A 21,189-nucleotide genomic window follows, 5' to 3' on the forward strand; every position below is an offset into this window, starting at 1 on the left:
TCGCTACTTACGGCATCGCGGGCGGCGTAATGCCGAAATGATTCCACGCCCGCACCGTCGCCATACGACCACGCGGGGTACGCTGTAAGAAGCCCTGCTGGATTAGATACGGCTCCAGCACGTCCTCGATAGTCTCACGCTCTTCGCCAATTGCCGCCGCCAGGTTATCCAACCCCACCGGCCCGCCAAAGAACTTATCCAGCACCGCCAGCAGCAGCTTACGGTCCATATAGTCAAAGCCTTCGGCATCAACGTTCAGCATATCCAGCGCCTGCGCAGCAATGTCAGCCGAAATGGTGCCATCGTGCTTCACCTCGGCAAAATCACGCACGCGACGCAGCAGGCGGTTGGCGATACGCGGCGTACCGCGGGAACGTTTCGCCACTTCAAACGCTCCCTCTTCGCTCATATCCAGCCCCATGTAGCGCGCGCTGCGACCCACAATATGCTGAAGATCGGGCACCTGATAAAACTCCAGACGCTGCACGATACCAAAACGGTCACGTAGCGGTGAGGTCAGCGAGCCGGCTCGCGTCGTGGCACCAATCAGAGTAAACGGTGGCAGATCGATTTTGATCGAGCGCGCGGCCGGGCCTTCGCCGATCATGATATCCAGCTGGTAATCCTCCATCGCCGGATAGAGCACTTCCTCCACCACCGGTGACAGGCGGTGGATTTCATCGATAAACAGCACGTCATGCGGTTCGAGGTTGGTCAGCATCGCCGCCAGGTCCCCTGCTTTCTCCAGCACCGGGCCGGAGGTGGTACGCAGGTTAACGCCCATTTCGTTGGCGACGATATTCGCCAGGGTGGTTTTACCTAACCCCGGCGGACCAAAAATCAGCAGGTGATCGAGCGCATCGCCGCGCAGCTTTGCCGCCTGGATGAAAATCTCCATCTGAGAACGAACCTGCGGCTGGCCAATGTACTCATCCAGCAGTTTTGGACGGATCGCGCGATCCACCACGTCATCTGGCTGAATGGTGCCTGCCGATACCAGGCGGTCTGCTTCAATCATCCTTTACCTCACAATGCAGCGCGCAGCGCTTCACGAATCAGAGTTTCACTGCTGGCATCCGGTTTGGCAACTTTACTCACCATACGGCTGGCCTCCTGAGGTTTATAGCCCAGCGCCACCAGCGCGGCAACCGCTTCCTGCTCGGCATCATCATCCGTCGCTGGCCCGCCCGGTGAAGTCAGCACCAGATCGGCCGCCGGGGTGAACAGATCGCCATGCAGACCTTTAAAGCGGTCCTTCATCTCGACAATCAGGCGCTCGGCGGTTTTCTTGCCGATGCCCGGAAGTTTAATTAACGCAGCCGGATCTTCGCGCTCAACGGCATTCACAAACTGTGGCGCTGACATACCGGACAGAATCGCCAGCGCCAGCTTGGGCCCGACGCCGTTGGTTTTGATTAATTCGCGGAACAGGGTGCGTTCCTGTTTGTTATTGAATCCATACAGCAGCTGAGCGTCTTCACGCACCACAAACTGGGTAAAGACAACCGCCTCTTTGCCCGCCTCCGGCAACTCGTAGAAGCAGGTCATCGGCATATGGACTTCATAGCCCACGCCACCCACTTCCAGCAGCACTAACGGGGGTTGTTTTTCAATGATGATGCCTCTGAGTCTGCCTATCACGTGACGCTCCTGCGTTCTGGATGAAATTAACTGCCGACATAATAAAAAAAGGCTGGATAAACATCCAGCCTGATTTGTCATTATCGTAATCTGCCTCGCGCCAGATTGAGCCGCGACTCGCTCATTTGCATCGCGTTCTGGCTGACGTGGCAGTGGGTAATCGCAATGGCCAGCGCATCGGCGGCGTCGGCCTGCGGGTTCGCCGGGAGCTTCAGCAGGGTACGCACCATGTGCTGCACCTGGCTTTTCTCCGCGCTACCTATGCCCACCACCGTCTGCTTAACCTGACGGGCCGCGTATTCAAACACTGGCAGGTCCTGGTTCACGGCGGCAACTATCGCCACGCCGCGCGCCTGCCCGAGCTTTAACGCCGAGTCAGCGTTCTTCGCCATAAAGACCTGCTCGATGGCGAAAAAGTCCGGCTGAAACTGGGTGATGATCTCCGACACGCCCGCATAAATGAGCTTCAGGCGCGACGGCAGATCGTCCACTTTGGTACGAATACAGCCGCTGCCGAGGTAGGTTAGCTGGCGTCCCACCTGACGGATAACGCCATACCCGGTGACGCGTGAGCCGGGGTCAATCCCGAGGATAATCGACATCACGCGTCTCCCGTAAACGGTTTACAGGCTCTCATCAGAGAGTCGCTGCAACCTCATCAGAGATTTCACCGTTGTGATACACTTCCTGCACGTCGTCGCAGTCTTCGAGCATGTCGATCAGACGCAGCAGTTTCGGTGCGGTTTCTGCATCCATGTCCGCTTTTGTGGAAGGGATCATGGACACTTCAGCGTTATCCGCTTTCAGACCTGCCGCTTCCAGCGCATCGCGCACGGCACCCATCTCTTCCCATGCGGTGTAGACATCGATAGCGCCGTCGTCGTAGGTCACTACGTCTTCCGCACCGGCTTCCAGCGCCGCTTCCATGATCGCATCTTCGTCGCCTTTCTCGAAGGAGATGACGCCTTTTTTGCTGAACAGGTACGCTACAGAACCGTCAGTGCCCAGGTTACCACCGGTTTTGGTGAACGCGTGGCGCACTTCCGCAACGGTACGGTTACGGTTGTCGGACAGGCACTCTACCATCACCGCCGTACCGCCAGGACCGTAACCTTCATAAATGATGGTTTCCATGTTCGCGTCTTCATCACCGCCCACGCCACGTGCGATTGCACGGTTCAGGGTGTCTCGCGTCATGTTGTTGGACAGGGCTTTATCCACCGCCGCGCGCAGTCGTGGGTTAGAGGCCGGATCGCCGCCACCCAGACGCGCCGCTGTAACCAGCTCACGAATGATTTTGGTAAAGATTTTACCGCGTTTGGCATCCTGTGCCGCTTTACGGTGTTTGGTGTTGGCCCACTTACTATGACCTGCCATAAAAAGTTCTCCAAAAATCGCGCCTTCTCAGGCAGCGTTAATTACAAATTCTTCTATCGCCTGCCGGTTGCTCCATGACTTGGTCAGTGCGGCGGCATCCGCCGCATCCACCCAGCGGTAGGTCAGGTGTTCCGTGAACACGATCTCCCGCTCATGGGGAAGCGCAAGGCAGAACCACGATTCCGTATTGCGCTCAATTCCCGGTGCATAGCGATGACGTAAATGGCTAAAAATTTCAAACTCCACCGTGCGCTGACAGTCCTTCAGGGTCAGTTGCTCGCGAGCAACGTCAATGGCGACCTCTTCCTTTACTTCACGCGCGGCGGCCTGCGGCGCGGACTCTCCCTCTTCCAGACTGCCGGTAACCGACTGCCAGAAATCAGGATCGTCGCGCCGCTGCAACATCAGCACCCGCTTCGAGTCTTCTGCATAAATGACCACCAGAACCGAAACGGGACGCTTATATGCCATATCAGTTTTTCTCTTCCTTCTTCACCACCTCAATGCCCAGCTCAGCCAGCGCGGCCGGGTTGGCAAAGCTTGGCGCTTCAGTCATCAGACACGCCGCTGCGGTGGTTTTCGGGAAGGCGATAACATCACGGATGTTGTCGGTGCCGGTCAGCAGCATGGTCAGACGGTCAAGACCAAAGGCCAGACCCGCGTGCGGAGGCGTACCGTATTTCAGGGCGTCCAGCAGGAAGCCAAACTTCTCGCGCTGCTCCTGCTCGTTAATGCCCAGAATGCCGAACACGGTCTGCTGCATTTCACCGCTGTGAATACGCACGGAGCCGCCGCCCACTTCGTAGCCGTTGATAACCATATCGTAGGCATTCGCTACCGCATCTTCCGGTGCTGCCTTCAGCTCCGCCGCCGTCATGTCTTTTGGCGAGGTGAACGGGTGGTGCATCGCGGTCAGGCCGCCTTCACCGTCGTCTTCAAACATCGGGAAGTCGATCACCCACAGCGGGGCCCATTTGCTTTCATCGGTCAGGTTGAGGTCTTTGCCGAGCTTCAGACGCAGCGCGCCCATCGCATCCGCAACGACTTTCTTGTTGTCTGCGCCGAAGAAGATCATGTCGCCGTCCTGCGCGCCGGTGCGCTCCAGAATAGCTTCCACGATGTCCGCATTCAGGAATTTCGCAACAGGGCTGGTAATGCCTTCCAGACCTTTAGCACGCTCGGTTACTTTAATATAGGCCAGACCCTTCGCACCGTAGATCTTGATGAAGTTGCCGTAGTCGTCAATCTGCTTACGGCTCAGGGCAGCACCGCCCGGTACGCGCAGGGCAGCCACGCGGCCTTTCGGATCGTTAGCCGGACCAGCAAAGACCGCGAACTCAACGGCTTTCACCAGGTCTGCCACGTCCACCAGCTCCATCGGGTTACGCAGGTCTGGTTTGTCGGAGCCGTAGCGACGCTCGGCTTCCGCGAAGGTCATGATTGGGAAATCGCCCAACTCAACGCCTTTTACGTCGTTCCACAGGCTACGCACCAGGGCTTCCATCACCTCACGCACCTGCTCGGCGGTCATGAAGGAGGTTTCCACATCGATCTGGGTAAATTCTGGCTGACGGTCTGCACGCAGATCTTCATCGCGGAAGCATTTCACGATCTGATAGTAGCGGTCGAAGCCTGACATCATCAGCAACTGCTTGAACAGCTGTGGTGACTGTGGCAGCGCGTAGAATTTGCCCTTATGGACGCGGGATGGCACCAGGTAGTCGCGCGCGCCTTCCGGCGTGGCTTTGGTCAGCATCGGGGTTTCGATATCGAGGAAACCGTGGTCATCCATAAAGCGACGCACCAGGCTGGTGATTTTCGCACGGGTTTTCAGGCGCTGAGCCATCTCCGGGCGACGCAGATCCAGGTAGCGGTATTTAAGACGCGCTTCTTCGGTGTTGACGTGGTTGGAGTCCAGCGGCAACGCTTCTGCGCGATTGATAATCACCAGATCGGACGCCAGCACTTCGATAGCACCGGTCGCCATGTCGGCGTTGATGTTTTTCTCGTCACGCGCACGCACGGTGCCCGTCACCTGAATGCAGAACTCATTACGCAGCTCAGAGGCCAGCTTCAACGCATCAGCGCGATCCGGATCGAAGAACACCTGAACGATACCTTCGCGGTCACGCATATCAATAAAGATAAGGCTACCAAGATCGCGACGACGATTGACCCAACCACACAGGGTGACCTGCTGCCCGACGTGGGACTGACGCAGCTGCCCGCAATATTCTGTACGCATGAGATATCCCTTAATTAGCCGCAGGCTGATTGTCGCCTGTCTTACAGGCTACGATGTCGCAGCTTTCTGTATGTCACAACTGGATGAAAAAAGGCGGCTATTATACTGGAAATTCTGCCGCACGATAAGAGCGAAGCACGGCCTGACGCGTGTTTGCTGTGCTCTTATTGTCTATTCTCACAAAAATTAACAAAATTATCCGACCGATAACAGGCCATCCCGTCGTAAGGTGTAAAAAAGCAATTAATTTTACTGGAGTGACAATGTTAACGCTTGATGCCACCAAAACCGCCCTTGTGGTCATTGATTTACAGGAAGGGATCCTGCCTTTTGCCGGTGGTCCACACACCGCTGACGATGTCGTAAGCCGCGCTGCGCGTCTGGCGGAAAAATGCCGGGCCAGCGGTGCGCCTGTCGTCATGGTGCGCGTCGGCTGGTCCACTGATTTCGCCGAAGCGCTAAAGCAGCCAGTTGATGCTCAGGCCCCGGCGCATGCGCTGCCGGACAACTGGTGGACGTACCCGGTCTCACTCGGTAAACGCGACAGCGATGTAGAAGTCACCAAACGCCAGTGGGGCGCATTCTATGGCACTGACCTGGAGCTCCAGCTGCGCCGTCGCGGGATAGACACTATTATTCTGTGCGGGATCTCCACCAACATCGGTGTGGAATCCACCGCCCGTAACGCCTGGGAGCTGGGCTTTAACCTGGTGATAGCGGAAGATGCGTGCAGCGCAGCCTCTGCGGATCAGCATCAGGGCAGCATGACCCATATCTTCCCGCGTATTGGTCGCGTGCGCAGCACGGATGAGATCCTCAGCGCGCTATGATGTACGTGGGTTTGCCCCAGTGGTCGCACCCGAAATGGGTGCGCCTGGGTATTACTGGCCTTGAAGAGTATGCCCGACACTTTAACTGCGTGGAGGGCAATACCACGCTGTACGCCTTGCCCCGCGCGGAGATCGTCGAGCGCTGGCGCGAGCAAACCACCGACGATTTCCGCTTTTGCTTCAAATTTCCGGCAACCATCTCCCACAACGCCGCACTGCGAAACTGCGATGATTTAACCCACGAGTTTTTCACCCGGATGTCGCCCCTGGCAAACCGTGTTGGCCAGTACTGGCTCCAGCTTCCCGCCACGTTCGGTCCGCGCGATCTACAAGCCCTCTGGCAGTTTCTCGACGCCCTGCCCCACGATTTCACGTACGGTGTGGAGGTGAGGCATCCAGATTTCTTTGCCAAAGGCGACGCGGAGAAAGCGCTGAATCGCGGCCTGCATGAACGATCGGTCAACCGCGTGATCCTCGACAGCCGCCCCGTGCACAGCGCAATCCCGCACAGCGAAGCCGTTGTTGATGCCCAGCGCAAAAAACCGAAAGTACCGGTTCACGCCATTGTTACCGCGCAGAACCCGATGGTGCGGTTTATCGGCAGCGATAACATGCAACAGAATGAAGAGATGTTCGCCGTCTGGCTGCAAACGCTCGCGAAACGGGAGCAAACCACCACCCCGTACCTGTTTTTACATACGCCGGATATTGCCCAGGCACCTGAACTGGTCGATGCTCTCTGGCAGGCCTTGCAGCAGGCGGTTCCGTCGGTTGGCCCCGCGCCGTCCATCCCACAACAATCTTCTCTTTTCTGAAATCACCCCCTATCATAGAGACGTGCCATCTGCCAAAAACAGGGAGTTAGTATGGTCAGCGCGCTGTATGCGGTGTTAGGTGCATTACTGCTGATTAAATTTTCATTTGATGTTGTGCGCCTGAGAATGCAGTACCGCGTCTCCTACGGTGACGGGGGCTTTTCTGAGCTGCAAAGCGCAATCCGGATCCACGGCAACGCGGTCGAGTACATTCCCGTCGCGTTAATTTTACTGCTGTTAATGGAGATGGATGGCGCTGAAACCTGGATGGTGCACGTCTGTGGGCTGCTGCTGATTGCAGGGCGTTTGATGCATTATTATGGTTTTCACCACCGCCTGATCCGCTGGCGTCGTTCCGGCATGAGCGCGACCTGGTGCTCGCTTTTGCTGATGGTGCTGGCTAACCTTTGGTATATGCCGTGGGAGTTGGTTTTCTCCTTCCATTAGCGCACAATATGCCCCTTTATTTTTCCCGGATTTTTACGTTATGTCAGATCGCGACACGCTTTTTTCCGCGCCTATCGCCAGCCTGGGCGACTGGACCTTTGATGAACGGGTAGCCGAAGTCTTCCCGGATATGATCCAGCGCTCTGTTCCCGGTTATTCCAATATCATCTCCATGATCGGCATGCTGGCGGAGCGTTTCGTTCAACCCGGCACGCAGGTCTATGACCTGGGCTGTTCGCTGGGAGCGGCAACGCTGTCCATTCGTCGTAACGTTCATCACGAAGGCTGCAAGATTGTGGCTGTCGATAACTCACCGGCCATGGTTGAACGCTGCCGTCGCCACATTGACGCATATAAAGCCCCTACGCCTGTGGAGGTGGTGGAAGGCGATATCCGCGATATCGACATCCAGAACGCCTCGATGGTGGTCCTGAACTTTACCCTTCAGTTCCTGGTGCCGGACGATCGTCAGCGGTTGCTGGATAAAATTTATCAGGGCCTCAACCCGGGCGGCGCGCTGGTGTTGTCTGAGAAATTCAGCTTTGAAGACGCCAGCGTGGGCGAACTGCTATTCAACATGCACCATGATTTCAAGCGTGCAAACGGCTACAGCGAGCTGGAGATCAGCCAGAAGCGCAGCATGCTTGAAAACGTCATGCTGACGGATTCCGTTGAAACACACAAAGCGCGCCTGCGCAAAGCCGGATTTGAACACAGCGAACTGTGGTTCCAGTGCTTTAACTTTGGTTCTCTGGTGGCGCTGAAAGCCGGAGACGCAGCATGATCGAGTTCGGTAATTTCTATCAGCTGATTGCCAAAAACCACCTATCCCACTGGCTGGAAACCCTGCCTGCGCAAATTGCCACCTGGCAGCGCGATCAGCAGCATGGTCTGTTGAAGCAGTGGTCCAACGCCGTGGAGTTTCTGCCTGAACTGACGCCTCATCGTCTGGATTTACTGCACAGCGTGACGGCGGAGAGCGAAGAGCCGCTCCCGGCCGGGCAGATCAACCGCATCGAAACGCTGATGCGTAACCTGATGCCGTGGCGCAAAGGGCCGTTCTCGCTGTACGGCGTGAACATCAATACCGAATGGCGCTCAGACTGGAAGTGGGATCGCGTTCTGCCGCATTTATCCGACCTGACCGGGCGCACCATTCTGGACGTGGGCTGCGGTAGCGGCTATCACATGTGGCGCATGATCGGCGCAGGCGCGCATCTGGCCGTCGGTATCGATCCGATGCAGCTGTTCCTGTGCCAGTTTGAAGCGGTGCGAAAGCTGCTAGGTAACGACCAGCGCGCGCACCTGCTGCCGCTGGGTATCGAGCAACTCCCTGCTCTGAAAGCCTTTGATACCGTGTTCTCGATGGGCGTGCTGTACCACCGTCGTTCCCCGCTGGAGCATCTCTGGCAACTGAAAGATCAGCTGGTCAGCGGCGGTGAGCTGGTGCTGGAAACGCTGGTCATCGAAGGGGATGAACATGCCGTTCTGGTGCCAGGCGATCGCTATGCGCAGATGCGCAACGTTTACTTCATCCCTTCCGCGCTGGCGCTGAAGAACTGGCTGGAGAAATGTGGGTTTGTCGATGTACGCATCGCCGATGTGTGCGTGACGTCGGTTGAGGAACAGCGTCGCACCGACTGGATGATCACCGAATCGCTGGAGCAGTTCCTCGATCCGGACGACCACAGCAAAACCGTCGAAGGCTATCCGGCCCCGATGCGTGCGGTATTGATTGCGACCAAGCCGTAGTTTGTGCCGGGTGGCGGCTGCGCTTTACCCGGCCTACGCGTCGCACGTTTTCTCCAAAATAGTTCAAGTTGCAGCAAGGCGGCAACGCAGCGAATCCCCGGGAGCTTACATCAGTAAGTGACCGGGGTGAGCGAGGCGGCCAACGCGGCTGCGGCTTGAAATATGAAGGAGAAAAAAAGGCCCCTGTGTAATTTGCAGGGGCCTGGTACAAGCAAGCATCATATTGGGCGACATGATGCGCGGTAAAAATCGGTACGTTGCTACACGTGATGACGTTCAATCAGCGATTTCATTTCCGCAACCGACTCTCCATCCACACCGTAGCGCGAGTACTCATCCGCTTCAGCATCCGTCGACATTGACAACCCTGTATTGCGATAACGCATGGGTGAAGGTATCCATTTACCCGCCGAGCTGTGTAGCTCTTCCACCCCTGCGTTTAAAAACAGTTCCAGATTGCTGGCGCGTACTCCTGCGCCCGCCATGATTATTGGAACACCGGAATGTGCTTTTAGTTCCGTAATTAATTTCAGTCCTTTTTCAGCCGAGGGCTGCTGGCCCGACGTTAGAACGCGCGCCACGCCCAGTTCTGCCAGCGTATCAAAGGCTTGTATCGGATCCTGACACATATCGAACGCACGATGAAAAGTGACCGCCATTCCCTGGGCTGCACGCATGACCTGGCGCATACGCGAGAGATCGATGTTTCCCTCTTCGTCCAGCACACCGATCACCAGGCCCGGAAAACCGGAATCACGGACGAGGGCGATATCCTCAAGCATGGCACTGAACTCACCCGCCGTATAACAAAAATCACCGCCGCGCGGGCGAATAATTGGGTGCACCGGAATGGTGATGGCCTGACGAGCTGATTTCAGCACGCCAAAGGACGGGGTTAATCCTCCTTCTTTCGGTGCCGCGCAAAGCTCGATGCGATCGGCCCCCTGCCGTTGCGCAGTGACGGCACACTCCACGCTGTAACAACAAATTTCCAGCAGCGCCATGTCATCCTCCTTAAATTTTACTCAACGTACCATCGTGGCACGTTGCCCGATTCGTGTCTGGATCGACGCTCACAGTGCTTACGCTTCGCTGGCGACGATCTGCTCAATAGTCCAGGGATGGAATTTCACCGTCACGCTGCCGTCCGTTACGGCAAGCGTAGGGTTCGGTAAGCGTTCGCGCTCACCTTTTGGCGAGCTGGTTTTGACGAAAATACCCGGCTGGCTTAACCCCTCGTCGGAAAGCAGCGCCAGCGCACGGGCGTTCAGCGTCTCGGGCTCCCCAGGCAGAACAATTTCGATATGCTCCCAGCCTTCGTGCGGATAACGCTTCTCTCCTGGCCAGGGCAGTTCCACAACGGTGAATTGCCAGTGCGCCACCGTAACCGGCGCGTGAAGTTTGAACAGGCAAATCGGGCGACCGTTAATGATATTCTCTGACAGCAGTTCACCGCACTGTTCAAAGCCACGCCGCCAGCGTTCTGCGGTGGCATTCTGGTGGCAGCGCAAAGAGATGTGATCGGCCTCAAGCGGCGCGATATCCAGCCCGAGACGGGTGGCAAGTTCTGTGAACGCCTGGGTGAAGCGCGGTAAATCTGCGGAAATATCATGCAGTTCGTCAATGGTGTGCCAGTTCGCCATAGGTCAGTCTCGTTTCGTGTCGCAAAGCCGCTAATTTACTCTGTTGCCCTCTGTCGACCAACCGCATAATCACGGTTTTTTCGACTGCATGATTATGCATACCGTCTTCGCCTGGATTCTGAGCGATCTTCGCCCCCCGCAGGGCTGACGCCCGAGGGCATTTGCAGTATACTCCCGCCCTAAATTCTTAAACTGGCGTGGGTGTTTTTTACCCGCATCAAAAACGTAAGGTATCCAGGTGAATATTCAGGCTCTTCTCTCAGAAAAAGTCAGTCAGGCACTGATTGCCGCAGGTGCGCCTGCGGATTGCGAACCACAGGTTCGTCAGTCAGCGAAAGTACAGTTTGGCGACTATCAGGCTAATGGCGTGATGGCAGTGGCTAAAAAACTGGGCATGCCGCCGCGACAGCTCGCTGAGCAGGTACTGACGCATCTGGATCTCAACGGCATCGCCAGCAAAACCGAAATCGCCGGTCCGGGCTTTATCAACATTTTCCTTGAGCCTGCGTTCCTGGCAAGCCACGTTGACGCGGCGCTGAAATCTGACCGTCTGGGCGTGGCTCAGCCAGAAGCGCAGACCGTGGTGGTTGACTACTCCGCGCCAAACGTGGCGAAGGAGATGCACGTCGGTCACCTGCGCTCCACCATTATCGGTGATGCGGCCGTGCGTACCCTGGAGTTCCTCGGTCACAAGGTGATCCGCGCAAACCACGTAGGCGACTGGGGCACGCAGTTCGGTATGCTGATTGCGTATCTGGAAAAACAGCAGCAGGAAAACGCAGGCGAAATGGCGCTGGCAGACCTGGAAGGTTTCTACCGTGAAGCCAAAAAACACTACGACGAAGACGAAGCCTTTGCCGAGCGCGCGCGCAGCTACGTGGTGAAACTTCAAGGCGGCGATCCGTACTTCCTCGAGATGTGGCGCAAGCTGGTGGACATCACCATGTCCCAGAACCAGCTTACCTATAACCGTCTGAACGTGACCCTGACCCGCGACGACGTAATGGGTGAAAGCCTGTATAACCCGATGCTGCCGGGCATTGTGGCGGACCTGAAAGCCAAAAACCTGGCGGTGGAAAGCGAAGGCGCAACGGTAGTATTCCTTGATGAGTATAAAAACAAGGAAGGCGAACCGATGGGCGTGATCGTCCAGAAAAAGGATGGCGGCTACCTCTACACCACCACCGATATCGCCTGTGCAAAATACCGTTACGAAACCCTGCATGCGGACCGCGTGCTGTATTACATCGACTCCCGTCAGCACCAGCACCTGATGCAGGCGTGGACTATCGTGCGTAAAGCGGGTTATGTGCCGGATTCCGTGCCGCTGGAACACCACATGTTCGGCATGATGCTGGGTAAAGACGGTAAGCCGTTCAAAACCCGTGCGGGCGGCACCGTGAAGCTCTCCGATCTGCTGGATGAAGCGCTGGAACGCGCCCGTCGCCTGGTGGCCGAGAAGAACCCGGATATGCCTGCTGACGAGCTGGAGAAACTGGCTAACGCGGTTGGGATCGGTGCGGTAAAATACGCGGATCTCTCCAAGAACCGTACCACCGACTATATCTTCGACTGGGACAACATGCTGGCGTTTGAAGGCAACACGGCGCCATACATGCAGTACGCTTACACCCGCGTACTCTCCGTCTTCCGTAAAGCCAGTATTGACGAAAGCGTGCTGGCGAACGCCACGGTGACCCTTACCGAAGACCGTGAAGCACAGCTGGCTGCCCGCCTGCTTCAGTTCGAAGAGACGCTCTCTGTGGTCGCGCGCGACGGTACGCCGCACGTTATGTGTGCTTACCTTTACGATCTGGCCGGTCTGTTCTCTGGCTTCTACGAACACTGCCCTATCCTGACCGCCGAGAGCGAAGCGGTGCGTAACAGCCGCCTGAAGCTGGCGCAGCTGACGGCGAAGACCCTGAAACTGGGTCTGGATACCCTGGGTATCGAAACCATAGAACGTATGTAAAAAAGAAACCCGGCGGTTGCCGGGTTTTTTTATAAATGAACGCCATCAGTCGTGAACGAGTACCTGGAAGGTATCTAATTCATACTCTCTGCCGTTATAGCCGATGCAGCAACCTCTGCTGAGGTGACTTCCAGCTTTACCCACAAAGAGACCGTTATCGAATTTTGCGCGGGCAATGTAGAGCTTAGTGCCATTGGCTTCATGTCCCGCCTCAACCATATTCGGTGGGAAATGTTTATCCTTAACGTCTACCCATTTTAAAGCGCCCACGTAAACTTCAAATTCATTACAAAAGTGCTCTCTTCCTCCCCATGGGACCCATGCCGTATTGCCGAACACCCATTTCCCCGGATGAATCCCACCATTCACTTTTGCGCGAATAATAAACAATGGAGATGGTCCTTTGATACCAGGAACACCTATTTCATAACCTGCTACAGGCGCGTCCAATGGGATAAACTCATCCCTTTTCGCTGATTTCCACATAATGATGTCCTTTTCAGTCTAAATAATTATCCGTAGTTAAAATAATTAAAACTCAGAAATTGAATGAATGGCAAAGTCATTATTCAGGCTTTGAAAAATAATCACCTTAACCAGTGATTTTTCCGGGCCTTCCGCATGGATAAAACGGCGAAGCGCAATAAAGGTATGGAACTGGCCAGCCACAAGCTGGCTTCCGACATACAGTAGTGGGAAATAACCCGCACCATCAATATCCTTGAAAACCGTGTCGAACATATTGATATGTTCATCAGACATTTTATCGGCATGCATATTTACAGCAGGGTTAACGATAATACCGCCCATTGTATTTTCCATTGCATCACTCCTTGTATGAATATTAGAAGAATCTTAACGCAGATAAAAAATAGGATAAATACGGATTGTGTTTTGTGAAGAAAATCACGATTTAATACTAAGCGTAATGTATTTCCAGCCTAGTATTCACTCCATCAATATATAACACGCCTGATATTGATGGCGTAAGGTATTTTCCCGGTGCCATTATAAAAAAAAGCCTCTTCTAAAAGAGGCTTTGCAGTAATGAGATTATTATTCAGGTATTAAAAATATTTCCGTAAATATTCCGTCAGACACAGAATCGCCATTGCCTGGCCATACGGCATCGAGGTCAGCGGTATCTGGCGGTAAAACGCCAGATCGCTGCCCATCCCCGTCCCGAAGGACGTTTGCAGCAGTTCCCCTTCCGGCGAGATGTTTTGCACGATACCGCGGATCGCTTTCTCCGCCACCTCTGCATACTCTGCACCGACATACCGCTTGCGCACGGCTTTCAGAATGCCGTAGGCAAACCCTGCCGTGGCCGACGCCTCCAGATAAGAATCAGGATCGTCCAGCAGCGTATGCCACAATCCACTCTCATCCTGACATTTTGCCAGTGCGGCGATCTGCGCATTTAGCACCTGCACCAGATAGCGACGAACGGCGTTGTTTTCTGGCAGATCCACCAGTTCGAGGAAATCCGGGATCACGATGGTCAGCCAGCTGTTGCCGCGCGCCCAGCGGGCCCGGGCAAAGTTGTGATTGCCGTCGTAATTCCAGCCGTGGAACCACAGCCCCGTCTCACGATCCATCAGGTTCTGTACGTGGAGCAGGAACTGATAGATCGCCTCCTCGACGTACTCCGGCTTATTAAGCAGCTTGCCGATTTTCGCCAGCGGCAGCACCGTCATCATCAGCGTGTCATCCCACATCTGCTGATGGTTCTCTTCCGCCAGTGTGATGTGCTGCATGCCGCCATGTTCGGTGCGCGGCATCTCATTCATCGCCCATTCCGCCCAGCTTTCCAGCCACGGCAGCCAGGCCGGGTTTTTGGTCTCTTCGTAGCGATACGCCAGCGTCAGGAACGGCGACATGGTATTCACGTTTTTGGTGGTTGCGCCTTCTGCGAAACGGTCAGTAAACCAGCTGTCGATAATCTCGCGCATGCCTGCGTCACCGGTCTGGCAGTAATACTGCCAGATACCGTACAAACCAACGCCGTGCGTCCATTCCCATCCGGCCCAGCCTTTGGTGTCGATTACGCGTCCGTCGTCCAGCCGCAGCAAAAACTCACCCGTTTTGTCGTGGATATTGACCAGATTATGCGTCACCTTTTGAATCAGCGATTTCAGTTCATCCCTGGCGATAAAGCGCTCAGGCTGACGCAGTAACGGGCTATGTTTGACAGGCCAAACTTTCATCATCTTAACCTCTGTTGTATGTCGAATTCAGTACCGCACGATCCTTCAGTGAAGGGGCCGCCGGCTTGTTGCGATTCAGGTAACCGATATTGTTGTTGCCCCACAGGGATTCATACGGCATACCGGCCAGCATCTCCACGGTGGCGCGGGCCTGCGGGGTCGCCGCCTCCGGCATCGCATGGCCGGACTCGCGCATTTTCGCGGTCTCTTCACGCAGGGTGCTGTGGGTCTGCAAATTGAGTTTGAAGCGCAGGGAGACCAGGAAGCCGCAGAACAGTACCAGAATGGTGCCGACGCTCAGGATCATCAGGATAGTGTGGCTCACTTCCGCAGGCTGCACTTTTTGACCGCTGACAAAGCCAGACATCTGCATCACGATCCCCACCAGCATTACCGCACCGGCCTGGGACGCTTTACGGGTCAGCGTCATGATGCCCGCGAAGATCCCTTCGCGACGCTGACCGGTGATCACTTCGTCCACGTCAGCAATGTAGGTGTAGGTATTCCACGGTACGTAGTTGATACCCCCGCGGCCAAGACCGGCAACCGCAGAGATCAGCAGCAGCAGAGCGTAAACGTCGCTCAGGCCCGCGTAATAAAGCACCGCGTAAGAGAGCGAGGCCAGGCCAAACAGCACGACCACCATGCGGTAAGACGGCGCAGGTCCGAAGCGAATGCACAGCGGGATCATGCCAATCACGGCGAGGAACTGGAAGATGGCCATCGTGCCCAGCAGGTTGGACGCCATGGATGCTTCCTGCATCAGTACAAACACCACGTAATAGGTGAATACGGCGTTGAACACATCCTGGGCAATATAGCCGCCGAGATACATGCCCAGATGCTGGCGGAAAATCTTGATACGCAGCGTCGAACTTAATTCGACAAAAAGACGGTTCAGGCTCTGTCCCAGGGTCAGCTTTTTCTTCTCTTCTTCAGCGCGCAGGGCTGCTTCAGACCACTCTTCCCGCGGACGCTCCCAGGTGAAGAACCAGACGAAAGTAAGCATCAGCGCGCAGAGTACGGAGAAGACCAGGCTTGCATAGAAGAAGGAGATCGCGTTGTCTTTGCCGAAATGCGTGAGCAGGATCCCCGGCAGGAAGGAGGCCAGAATGGCGGACATCTGGGCCATGGAGATACGCGCCCCGGAGAATTTGGTTTTTTGTTTGAAATCGTCAGTCATTTCCGGCACCAGCGTTTCATACGGCACCAGAATCATGGTGTAAACAATATCAAAGATCAGATACGTCAGCAGGTAATACCAGAAACTCATGTCCCCTACCCACATCAGCGAGTAGCTGAAAACGCAGGGAATACCGAGCAGGATGAAGAACTTACGCCGGCCAAAACGCTTACCCAGCCAGGTGGTACCAAAATTATCGGTTAAGAAGCCCATTAACGGACTGACAACCGCATCCAGCACCCTTGCGGCGGCGAAGATAAAGGTTGCTTCAATCGGTGTGAGTCCACAGAAGGTCGTATAAAAAATACAAAAGCCAGGCGGCCGTCAGGGCGGTAGTCCCCGCTCCGAGGAAGTCCCCTGAACCGTAAGCAAGATAATTTGCGAGTCCAATTTTACGTGTTTTCATTGCCGTCAACCCTAATCAGTTTTGGGAGACTCCCTGTAAGCAAACCTCGTCCGGGAGCTTTTACACGGCTACAGTAAAAGTATCGACCTGGTGAAACCTTTCTGTTTCTGCCATCACAGGGTGGTGAATGGCAAAAATGCAAAGAGTGTCAATACGCGTGTCACTGATTTATAAAACAGCGTTTCTTTTGTATCAAAAGGGAAGGTCAATTTTGCGAGCCAGCCTTCAGAAATGCCTGAAGACTGGCGAAAAGGCGGGCAGTTAGCGGTAGTTGACGAGCACCTCGTTGCGCTGAACCTTCAGCGCCGGGATCAGGCGTCCGCCGCCTGGCACTTCCCAGATAAAGCGTAAAGGTTCCTGAGCAGACACCCCGTTGAAGGCCTGGGTGATGCCACTTTGGCCCTCGATTTCCGCGCAGCGGGTCAGCGAGCACAGCCGCACCCGCAACCCGGCCGGTGTGGGTCCCGTCAGGGTGTAATTCCAGGCCACCAGCGTCATCTGCCCGGAGACGGGCTCAGAGGCTGACAGCGGACGGGAGGAGATCGACTCCCCCCGATGGTTGAGCGTTAAGCCAATACTGCTGGCCTGCCATGCCCCCTCGCCTGCGGCCTGCACCGCCAGCGGGAAAAATAAGATCCACAGCCCCTTACGCATTATTTCCCTCCTATGGTCGCCGTCATGCGAATATTGCGGTTATCGGACAGCTCCATATTCGACAGCACCACCAGCTGGTTCAGGCTCCGGCGCAGGAAGCGCGACAGCAGCGGACGCAGCGCATGATTCACCAGCAGCACCGGCGGCGCGCCCAGCATCTCCTGACGCGCCAGCGCCTCCTGGGTTTGCGCCAGCAATCTGTCCGCCAGACCCGGCTCCAGCCCGCCACCGCCCTGTAGGGCCTGAAGCAGCAGACGTTCCAGCGGCGTGTCCAGGCCAATCACCTGCACTTCGCCGGTTCCCGGGAACCATTGCTGGGTTATGGCGCGCCCGAGCGCCACGCGCACCACCGCCGTCAGCTCATGTGGATCGCTCTGGAGCGGCGCATGCTCGGCCAGTGTTTCCAGAATGGTGCGCATATCGCGGATCGGCACCTTCTCATCGAGCAGATTTTGCAGCACTTTGTGCAGGGTGGTTAAGGTCAGCACGCCCGGCACCAAATCTTCGGTCAGCTTCGGCATCTCCTGCGTTACGCGGTCAAGCAGCTGCTGCGCCTCCTGACGTCCAAACAGTTCCGCGGAGAACTGGCCAATCAGATGGTTGAGGTGCGTCGCGACCACGGTACTGGCCTCAACAACCGTGTAACCCTGGATCTGCGCCTGCTCTTTCAGGGCGCTCTCAATCCAGATGGCCGCCAGACCAAAGGCCGGGTCGGTCGTCTGCTCACCCGGCAACGTGCCAGCGGCCGTGCCAGGGTTAATCGCCAGCCAGCGGCCGGGGTACGCATCACCGCTGCCGATTTCCACCCCTTTCATCAGGATGCGGTAGCGTGCGGGCGGGAGATCCATATTGTCCCGGATATGCACCACCGGCGGCAGGAAGCCCATGTCCTGGGCGAATTTTTTACGAATGCTGCGGATACGGCCAAGCAATTCGCCATCCTGCTGGAAATCCACCATCGGGATCAGGCGGTACCCCACTTCCATCCCCAGCGAATCTTCGAGCTGAACGTCGTTCCAGGTGGCTTCCACCGCCTGGGTGTTCTCAGGCATTTTGACCGGCGCTGGCTCTGCCTTAGGCTGAGTTTCGCGGCCACGCATCCACCAGGCAAGGCCCAGCAGCGCGGCAGTGAACAGCAGGAATACCAGGTTTGGCATGCCCGGCACCATACCGAGCAGGCCCAGTACCGCCGCGGAGAGCAGCATAACGCGCGGGTTGCTGAACAACTGCCCCACCATCTGCTCGCCTACATCCTGATCGGTGCTGACGCGGGTCACAATTACGCCCGCCGCGGTGGAGATCACCAGTGCCGGGATCTGCGCCACCAGACCATCACCAATGGTCAGCAGCGTATAGCTTTCGGCTGCGTTGCCCATGTCCATGCCGTGTTGCAGCACGCCGACGAGCAGGCCGCCGACGACGTTAATCACCATGATCAGAATGCCCGCGATGGCGTCACCGCGCACAAACTTACTCGCACCGTCCATGGAGCCGTAGAAATCTGCCTCCTGGGTCACTTCGGCACGGCGTTTTTTTGCTTCATCTTCCGCAATCAGCCCGGCATTCAGGTCGGCGTCGATTGCCATCTGCTTGCCCGGCATCCCGTCGAGCACGAAGCGCGCGCCCACTTCTGCGATACGCCCCGCCCCTTTAGTGATAACCATGAAGTTGATAATCACCAGAATGACGAACACCACGATACCGATGGCGAAGTTGCCGCCCACCAGGAAGTGACCGAAGGCTTCGACCACCTTGCCCGCCGCCGCCGCGCCGGTGTGCCCTTCCATCAGGATGATACGCGTGGAGGCAACGTTCAGCGCGAGGCGCAGCAGCGTGGTGAACAGCAGGATCGTTGGAAACGCGGCGAACTCCAGCGTGCGCTGGGTGAACATCGCCACCAACAGCACCATGATGGACAACGCAATGTTGAAGGTGAAAAGCAGGTCGAGGATAAATGCCGGTAACGGCAGCACCATCATCGACAGAATTAGCAGGATCAGAATCGGTCCGGCAAGGATCTGCCATTGCGTCGATTTCAGGTTGCCGGGCAGGCGCAACATTGCCACCAGATTAGCCATCAGTGTCCTTCTCGTTCAAAAAATCCAGTGCTTCAGGCACCGGAAGGTTCTCAGGTTTTACAGGTCGTTGACCGCCCGCTAAACGCCAGCGTTTCAGTTGCCACACCCAGGCCAGCACCTCTGCGACAGCGGCGTAGAGCTGGCCCGGGATCTGTTGTCCAATTTCCGCGTGGCGATACAGCGCACGGGCTAATGGCGGTGCTTCAAGGATCGGTACGCGGTTTTCCGTCGCGATTTCACGAATGCGCAGCGCAATTAGCCCGGCCCCTTTCGCCACCACTTTCGGTGCGCTCATTTTGTTTTCGTCGTACTGAAGCGCCACGGAGTAGTGGGTCGGGTTAGTGACAATCACATCGGCTTTCGGCACATCTTCCATCATGCGACGACGCGCGGCAGCACGTTGCATCTGGCGGATACGGCCCTTGACGTGCGGGTCGCCTTCCATCTGTTTATATTCATCGCGAATATCCTGACGCGACATTCGCAGCTTCTTGATATGGGAAAAGATCTGGAAGATAACGTCGAACGCCACCATCGGAATAATGCTGAGAACCACCAGCAGCGAGCCTAATCCGACCAGGTTCAGGGCATTCTTCATCGCCGTCATGGGGGATTCACTGATCAGACGCATCATCTCCGGCCAGTGGTGCCACAGAAAAAACCCGGCAGCACTGCCCATAAGAAGCGATTTCAGGATCGCTTTAAGAAGCTCAGCCCCGGTTTGAGCTGAAAACATTTTCGCAATACCGGGTAGCGGGTTGAGCTTGGAGAATTTCGGTTGCAGCGATTTACCGCTGAACACCAGGCCACCGAGCATGACCGGCGAAACAAGAGCCACGATGACCACCCCGGCAATCAACGGCAGCAGAGCGATCATGGCGCTTTTAACCAGGTTGATGATCTGAATGAGGATCAGATTGGGGTCATTGACCATGCTGTGATCAAAACGTAAGCCAGCAGAGAGCATTCCCGCCAGTCTGCGGGCAAGCATCTCCCCGCCCCACCAGATTATGCAGACGCCCACCACCAGGATCAGCAGGGAGGTCAGCTCTCGGGATCGGGGGATCTGCCCATCCTCACGGGCTTTTTCAAGTCGGTGGGGTGTGGGGGCTTCTGTTTTGTCGTCGTTCTCTTCTGCCACTGTGCCTGCTCGCAGCCCATTAATTCACGGGTATCATGCCAGCGCAGAGAAAATCCAATGGCGGGAAAAGCCCGTTTATTCGGGCTCTTTTCGCTGTTTTTGTTCTGAACAACCTCAGGCCGCGTTCACAGCCTGAGGCAGAAGGGCAATCAGAAACCAAGACTGTCCAGCAGATCGTCCACCTGATCCTGGCTTGCCACCACGCCCGCTTTACTGGTGTCAAGCTGTGGACCATTGAGCAGGCTTTCGTTCTCGCGTTTCGGACGGGCAGCCGGTTCCGGAATATTTTCCAGCAGCACCATCAACAGCTGACGTTCAATCTCCTGAATCACATCCATCATGCGCTTGATCACCTGGCCGGTGAGGTCCTGGAAATCCTGCGCCATCATGATGTCCAGCAGTTGCGCATTGGTGAAGCTGGTGTGCCCTGGCACATCGCCCAGGAACTGACGGGTGTCCGTTACCAGTTCGCGGGCATCCGCCAGCTCAATGGGGTTCTCAAACCACTCATCCCAGCGTTGGGTCAGCGCTTTCGCCCCCTTCTCCATCGCATCCTGGTGCGGCTGTGACGCCTCAACGCTGTTCAGCGCTCGCTCGGCCGCCTGCGCGGTCATCTGCACCACGTAGTCCAGACGGTCGCGCGCGTCGGGGATGGCTTCCGCCGCTTCGGCGATAGCCTGGTCCAGCCCCAGCTCACGGAGGCTGTCGCGCAGCATGCGGGTCAGGCTACCAATACGGGCAATAATGTCGCTCGGCGAATGTTCTTCAACGGGTTTCATAGCAGGTTGCAACATTTCC

The 21,189-nt window shown here is 56.3% G+C and carries 21 protein-coding genes and 1 pseudogene; 6 read left to right on the forward strand and 16 right to left on the reverse strand.

Annotated elements, in window-relative coordinates:
• Positions 1-7: 7 nt before the first annotated feature.
• The 6 genes from ruvB to aspS all read right to left on the reverse strand — a co-directional run bounded on the left by ruvB (position 8) and on the right by aspS (position 5,263).
• Positions 8-1,018, reverse strand: coding sequence for a Holliday junction branch migration DNA helicase RuvB (gene ruvB / locus ACQG1K_RS13175; protein ID WP_006811035.1), 1,011 nt, complete (start codon positions 1,016-1,018; stop codon positions 8-10).
• An 8-nt stretch (positions 1,019-1,026) separates the two neighbouring features.
• The gene (gene ruvA, locus ACQG1K_RS13180; protein ID WP_022648487.1) at positions 1,027-1,641 is read right to left on the reverse strand and encodes a Holliday junction branch migration protein RuvA; all 615 of its coding nucleotides are present in this window, start codon (positions 1,639-1,641) and stop codon (positions 1,027-1,029) included.
• An 80-nt stretch (positions 1,642-1,721) separates the two neighbouring features.
• Positions 1,722-2,243 carry a crossover junction endodeoxyribonuclease RuvC gene (gene ruvC, locus ACQG1K_RS13185; RefSeq protein ID WP_014884319.1) on the reverse strand — a complete coding sequence of 174 codons (522 nt, stop codon included), beginning with the start codon at positions 2,241-2,243 and terminating at the stop codon, positions 1,722-1,724.
• Between the two features lie 34 nt (positions 2,244-2,277).
• Positions 2,278-3,018, reverse strand: a complete 741-nt coding sequence (locus ACQG1K_RS13190) for a YebC/PmpR family DNA-binding transcriptional regulator (RefSeq protein ID WP_003859747.1) — start codon at positions 3,016-3,018, stop codon at positions 2,278-2,280.
• 27 nt (positions 3,019-3,045) lie between these two features.
• Positions 3,046-3,489: a dihydroneopterin triphosphate diphosphatase gene (nudB, locus tag ACQG1K_RS13195; RefSeq protein ID WP_023300445.1), complete on the reverse strand. Its 444-nt coding sequence runs from the start codon at positions 3,487-3,489 to the stop codon at positions 3,046-3,048.
• Position 3,490: 1 nt separating this feature from the next.
• On the reverse strand, positions 3,491-5,263 hold the full coding sequence (gene aspS, locus ACQG1K_RS13200; protein ID WP_023300446.1) for an aspartate--tRNA ligase: 1,773 nt from the start codon (positions 5,261-5,263) through the stop codon (positions 3,491-3,493).
• Between the two features lie 263 nt (positions 5,264-5,526).
• Between aspS and ACQG1K_RS13205 the strand changes: the two genes are divergently transcribed.
• The 5 genes from ACQG1K_RS13205 to cmoB are packed head-to-tail and all read left to right on the forward strand — an operon-like array spanning position 5,527 to position 9,107.
• Positions 5,527-6,093, forward strand: coding sequence for a hydrolase (locus tag ACQG1K_RS13205; protein ID WP_023300447.1), 567 nt, complete (start codon positions 5,527-5,529; stop codon positions 6,091-6,093).
• A complete protein-coding gene (locus tag ACQG1K_RS13210; protein ID WP_367074284.1) occupies positions 6,090-6,908 on the forward strand; it encodes a DUF72 domain-containing protein in 819 nt (272 codons plus the stop codon). Before ACQG1K_RS13205 ends, ACQG1K_RS13210 begins: the two co-directional genes overlap by 4 nt.
• A 51-nt stretch (positions 6,909-6,959) precedes the next feature.
• Positions 6,960-7,355 carry an MAPEG family protein gene (locus ACQG1K_RS13215; RefSeq protein ID WP_003859737.1) on the forward strand — a complete coding sequence of 132 codons (396 nt, stop codon included), beginning with the start codon at positions 6,960-6,962 and terminating at the stop codon, positions 7,353-7,355.
• Between the two features lie 40 nt (positions 7,356-7,395).
• Positions 7,396-8,139 (forward strand): carboxy-S-adenosyl-L-methionine synthase CmoA, encoded by a 744-nt coding sequence (cmoA, locus tag ACQG1K_RS13220; protein WP_003859735.1) that lies wholly within the window; start codon positions 7,396-7,398, stop codon positions 8,137-8,139.
• Positions 8,136-9,107 (forward strand): tRNA 5-methoxyuridine(34)/uridine 5-oxyacetic acid(34) synthase CmoB, encoded by a 972-nt coding sequence (gene cmoB / locus ACQG1K_RS13225; protein WP_032648765.1) that lies wholly within the window; start codon positions 8,136-8,138, stop codon positions 9,105-9,107. Before cmoA ends, cmoB begins: the two co-directional genes overlap by 4 nt.
• 260 nt (positions 9,108-9,367) lie before the next feature.
• Here cmoB and cutC read toward each other — a convergent pair whose 3' ends face one another.
• Together cutC and ACQG1K_RS13235 are read right to left on the reverse strand one after the other, a co-directional pair.
• Positions 9,368-10,111, reverse strand: coding sequence for a copper homeostasis protein CutC (gene cutC / locus ACQG1K_RS13230; protein WP_063841092.1), 744 nt, complete (start codon positions 10,109-10,111; stop codon positions 9,368-9,370).
• A gap of 78 nt (positions 10,112-10,189) precedes the next feature.
• On the reverse strand, positions 10,190-10,750 hold the full coding sequence (locus ACQG1K_RS13235; RefSeq protein ID WP_023306486.1) for a VOC family protein: 561 nt from the start codon (positions 10,748-10,750) through the stop codon (positions 10,190-10,192).
• A gap of 238 nt (positions 10,751-10,988) precedes the next feature.
• Here ACQG1K_RS13235 and argS point away from each other — a divergent pair, with 238 nt between their 5' ends.
• Positions 10,989-12,722 (forward strand): arginine--tRNA ligase, encoded by a 1,734-nt coding sequence (gene argS / locus ACQG1K_RS13240; RefSeq protein ID WP_022648494.1) that lies wholly within the window; start codon positions 10,989-10,991, stop codon positions 12,720-12,722.
• A 45-nt stretch (positions 12,723-12,767) separates the two neighbouring features.
• Here argS and ACQG1K_RS13245 read toward each other — a convergent pair whose 3' ends face one another.
• From ACQG1K_RS13245 to cheZ, 8 genes and pseudogenes are all read right to left on the reverse strand, one after another.
• Positions 12,768-13,208 carry a DUF3421 domain-containing protein gene (locus ACQG1K_RS13245; protein ID WP_367074280.1) on the reverse strand — a complete coding sequence of 147 codons (441 nt, stop codon included), beginning with the start codon at positions 13,206-13,208 and terminating at the stop codon, positions 12,768-12,770.
• Between the two features lie 45 nt (positions 13,209-13,253).
• A complete protein-coding gene (locus ACQG1K_RS13250; RefSeq protein WP_022648496.1) occupies positions 13,254-13,544 on the reverse strand; it encodes a hypothetical protein in 291 nt (96 codons plus the stop codon).
• Positions 13,545-13,789: 245 nt separating this feature from the next.
• On the reverse strand, positions 13,790-14,929 hold the full coding sequence (locus ACQG1K_RS13255) for a glycoside hydrolase family 88/105 protein (RefSeq protein WP_045308666.1): 1,140 nt from the start codon (positions 14,927-14,929) through the stop codon (positions 13,790-13,792).
• Positions 14,929-16,518 (reverse strand): annotated as a pseudogene (locus ACQG1K_RS13260) (MFS transporter). The gene ACQG1K_RS13255 and the pseudogene ACQG1K_RS13260 overlap by 1 nt, the downstream one beginning before the upstream one ends.
• Positions 16,519-16,779: 261 nt before the next feature.
• A complete protein-coding gene (gene flhE / locus ACQG1K_RS13265; RefSeq protein ID WP_063150077.1) occupies positions 16,780-17,172 on the reverse strand; it encodes a flagellar protein FlhE in 393 nt (130 codons plus the stop codon).
• Entirely contained in the window at positions 17,172-19,250 is a 2,079-nt protein-coding gene (gene flhA, locus ACQG1K_RS13270; RefSeq protein WP_126291680.1) for a flagellar biosynthesis protein FlhA, read from the reverse strand. Before flhA ends, flhE begins: the two co-directional genes overlap by 1 nt.
• Complete coding sequence (flhB, locus tag ACQG1K_RS13275) at positions 19,243-20,391, reverse strand: flagellar biosynthesis protein FlhB (RefSeq protein ID WP_022648500.1); 1,149 nt, start codon at positions 20,389-20,391, stop codon at positions 19,243-19,245. Before flhB ends, flhA begins: the two co-directional genes overlap by 8 nt.
• A 149-nt stretch (positions 20,392-20,540) precedes the next feature.
• On the reverse strand, positions 20,541-21,185 hold the full coding sequence (gene cheZ, locus ACQG1K_RS13280) for a protein phosphatase CheZ (RefSeq protein WP_022648501.1): 645 nt from the start codon (positions 21,183-21,185) through the stop codon (positions 20,541-20,543).
• Positions 21,186-21,189: the final 4 nt, after the last annotated feature.

The sequence above is a fragment of the Enterobacter cloacae complex sp. 402C9 genome, assembly GCF_050030745.1.
GTDB classification, from domain to species: Bacteria; Pseudomonadota; Gammaproteobacteria; order Enterobacterales; family Enterobacteriaceae; genus Enterobacter; species Enterobacter intestinihominis.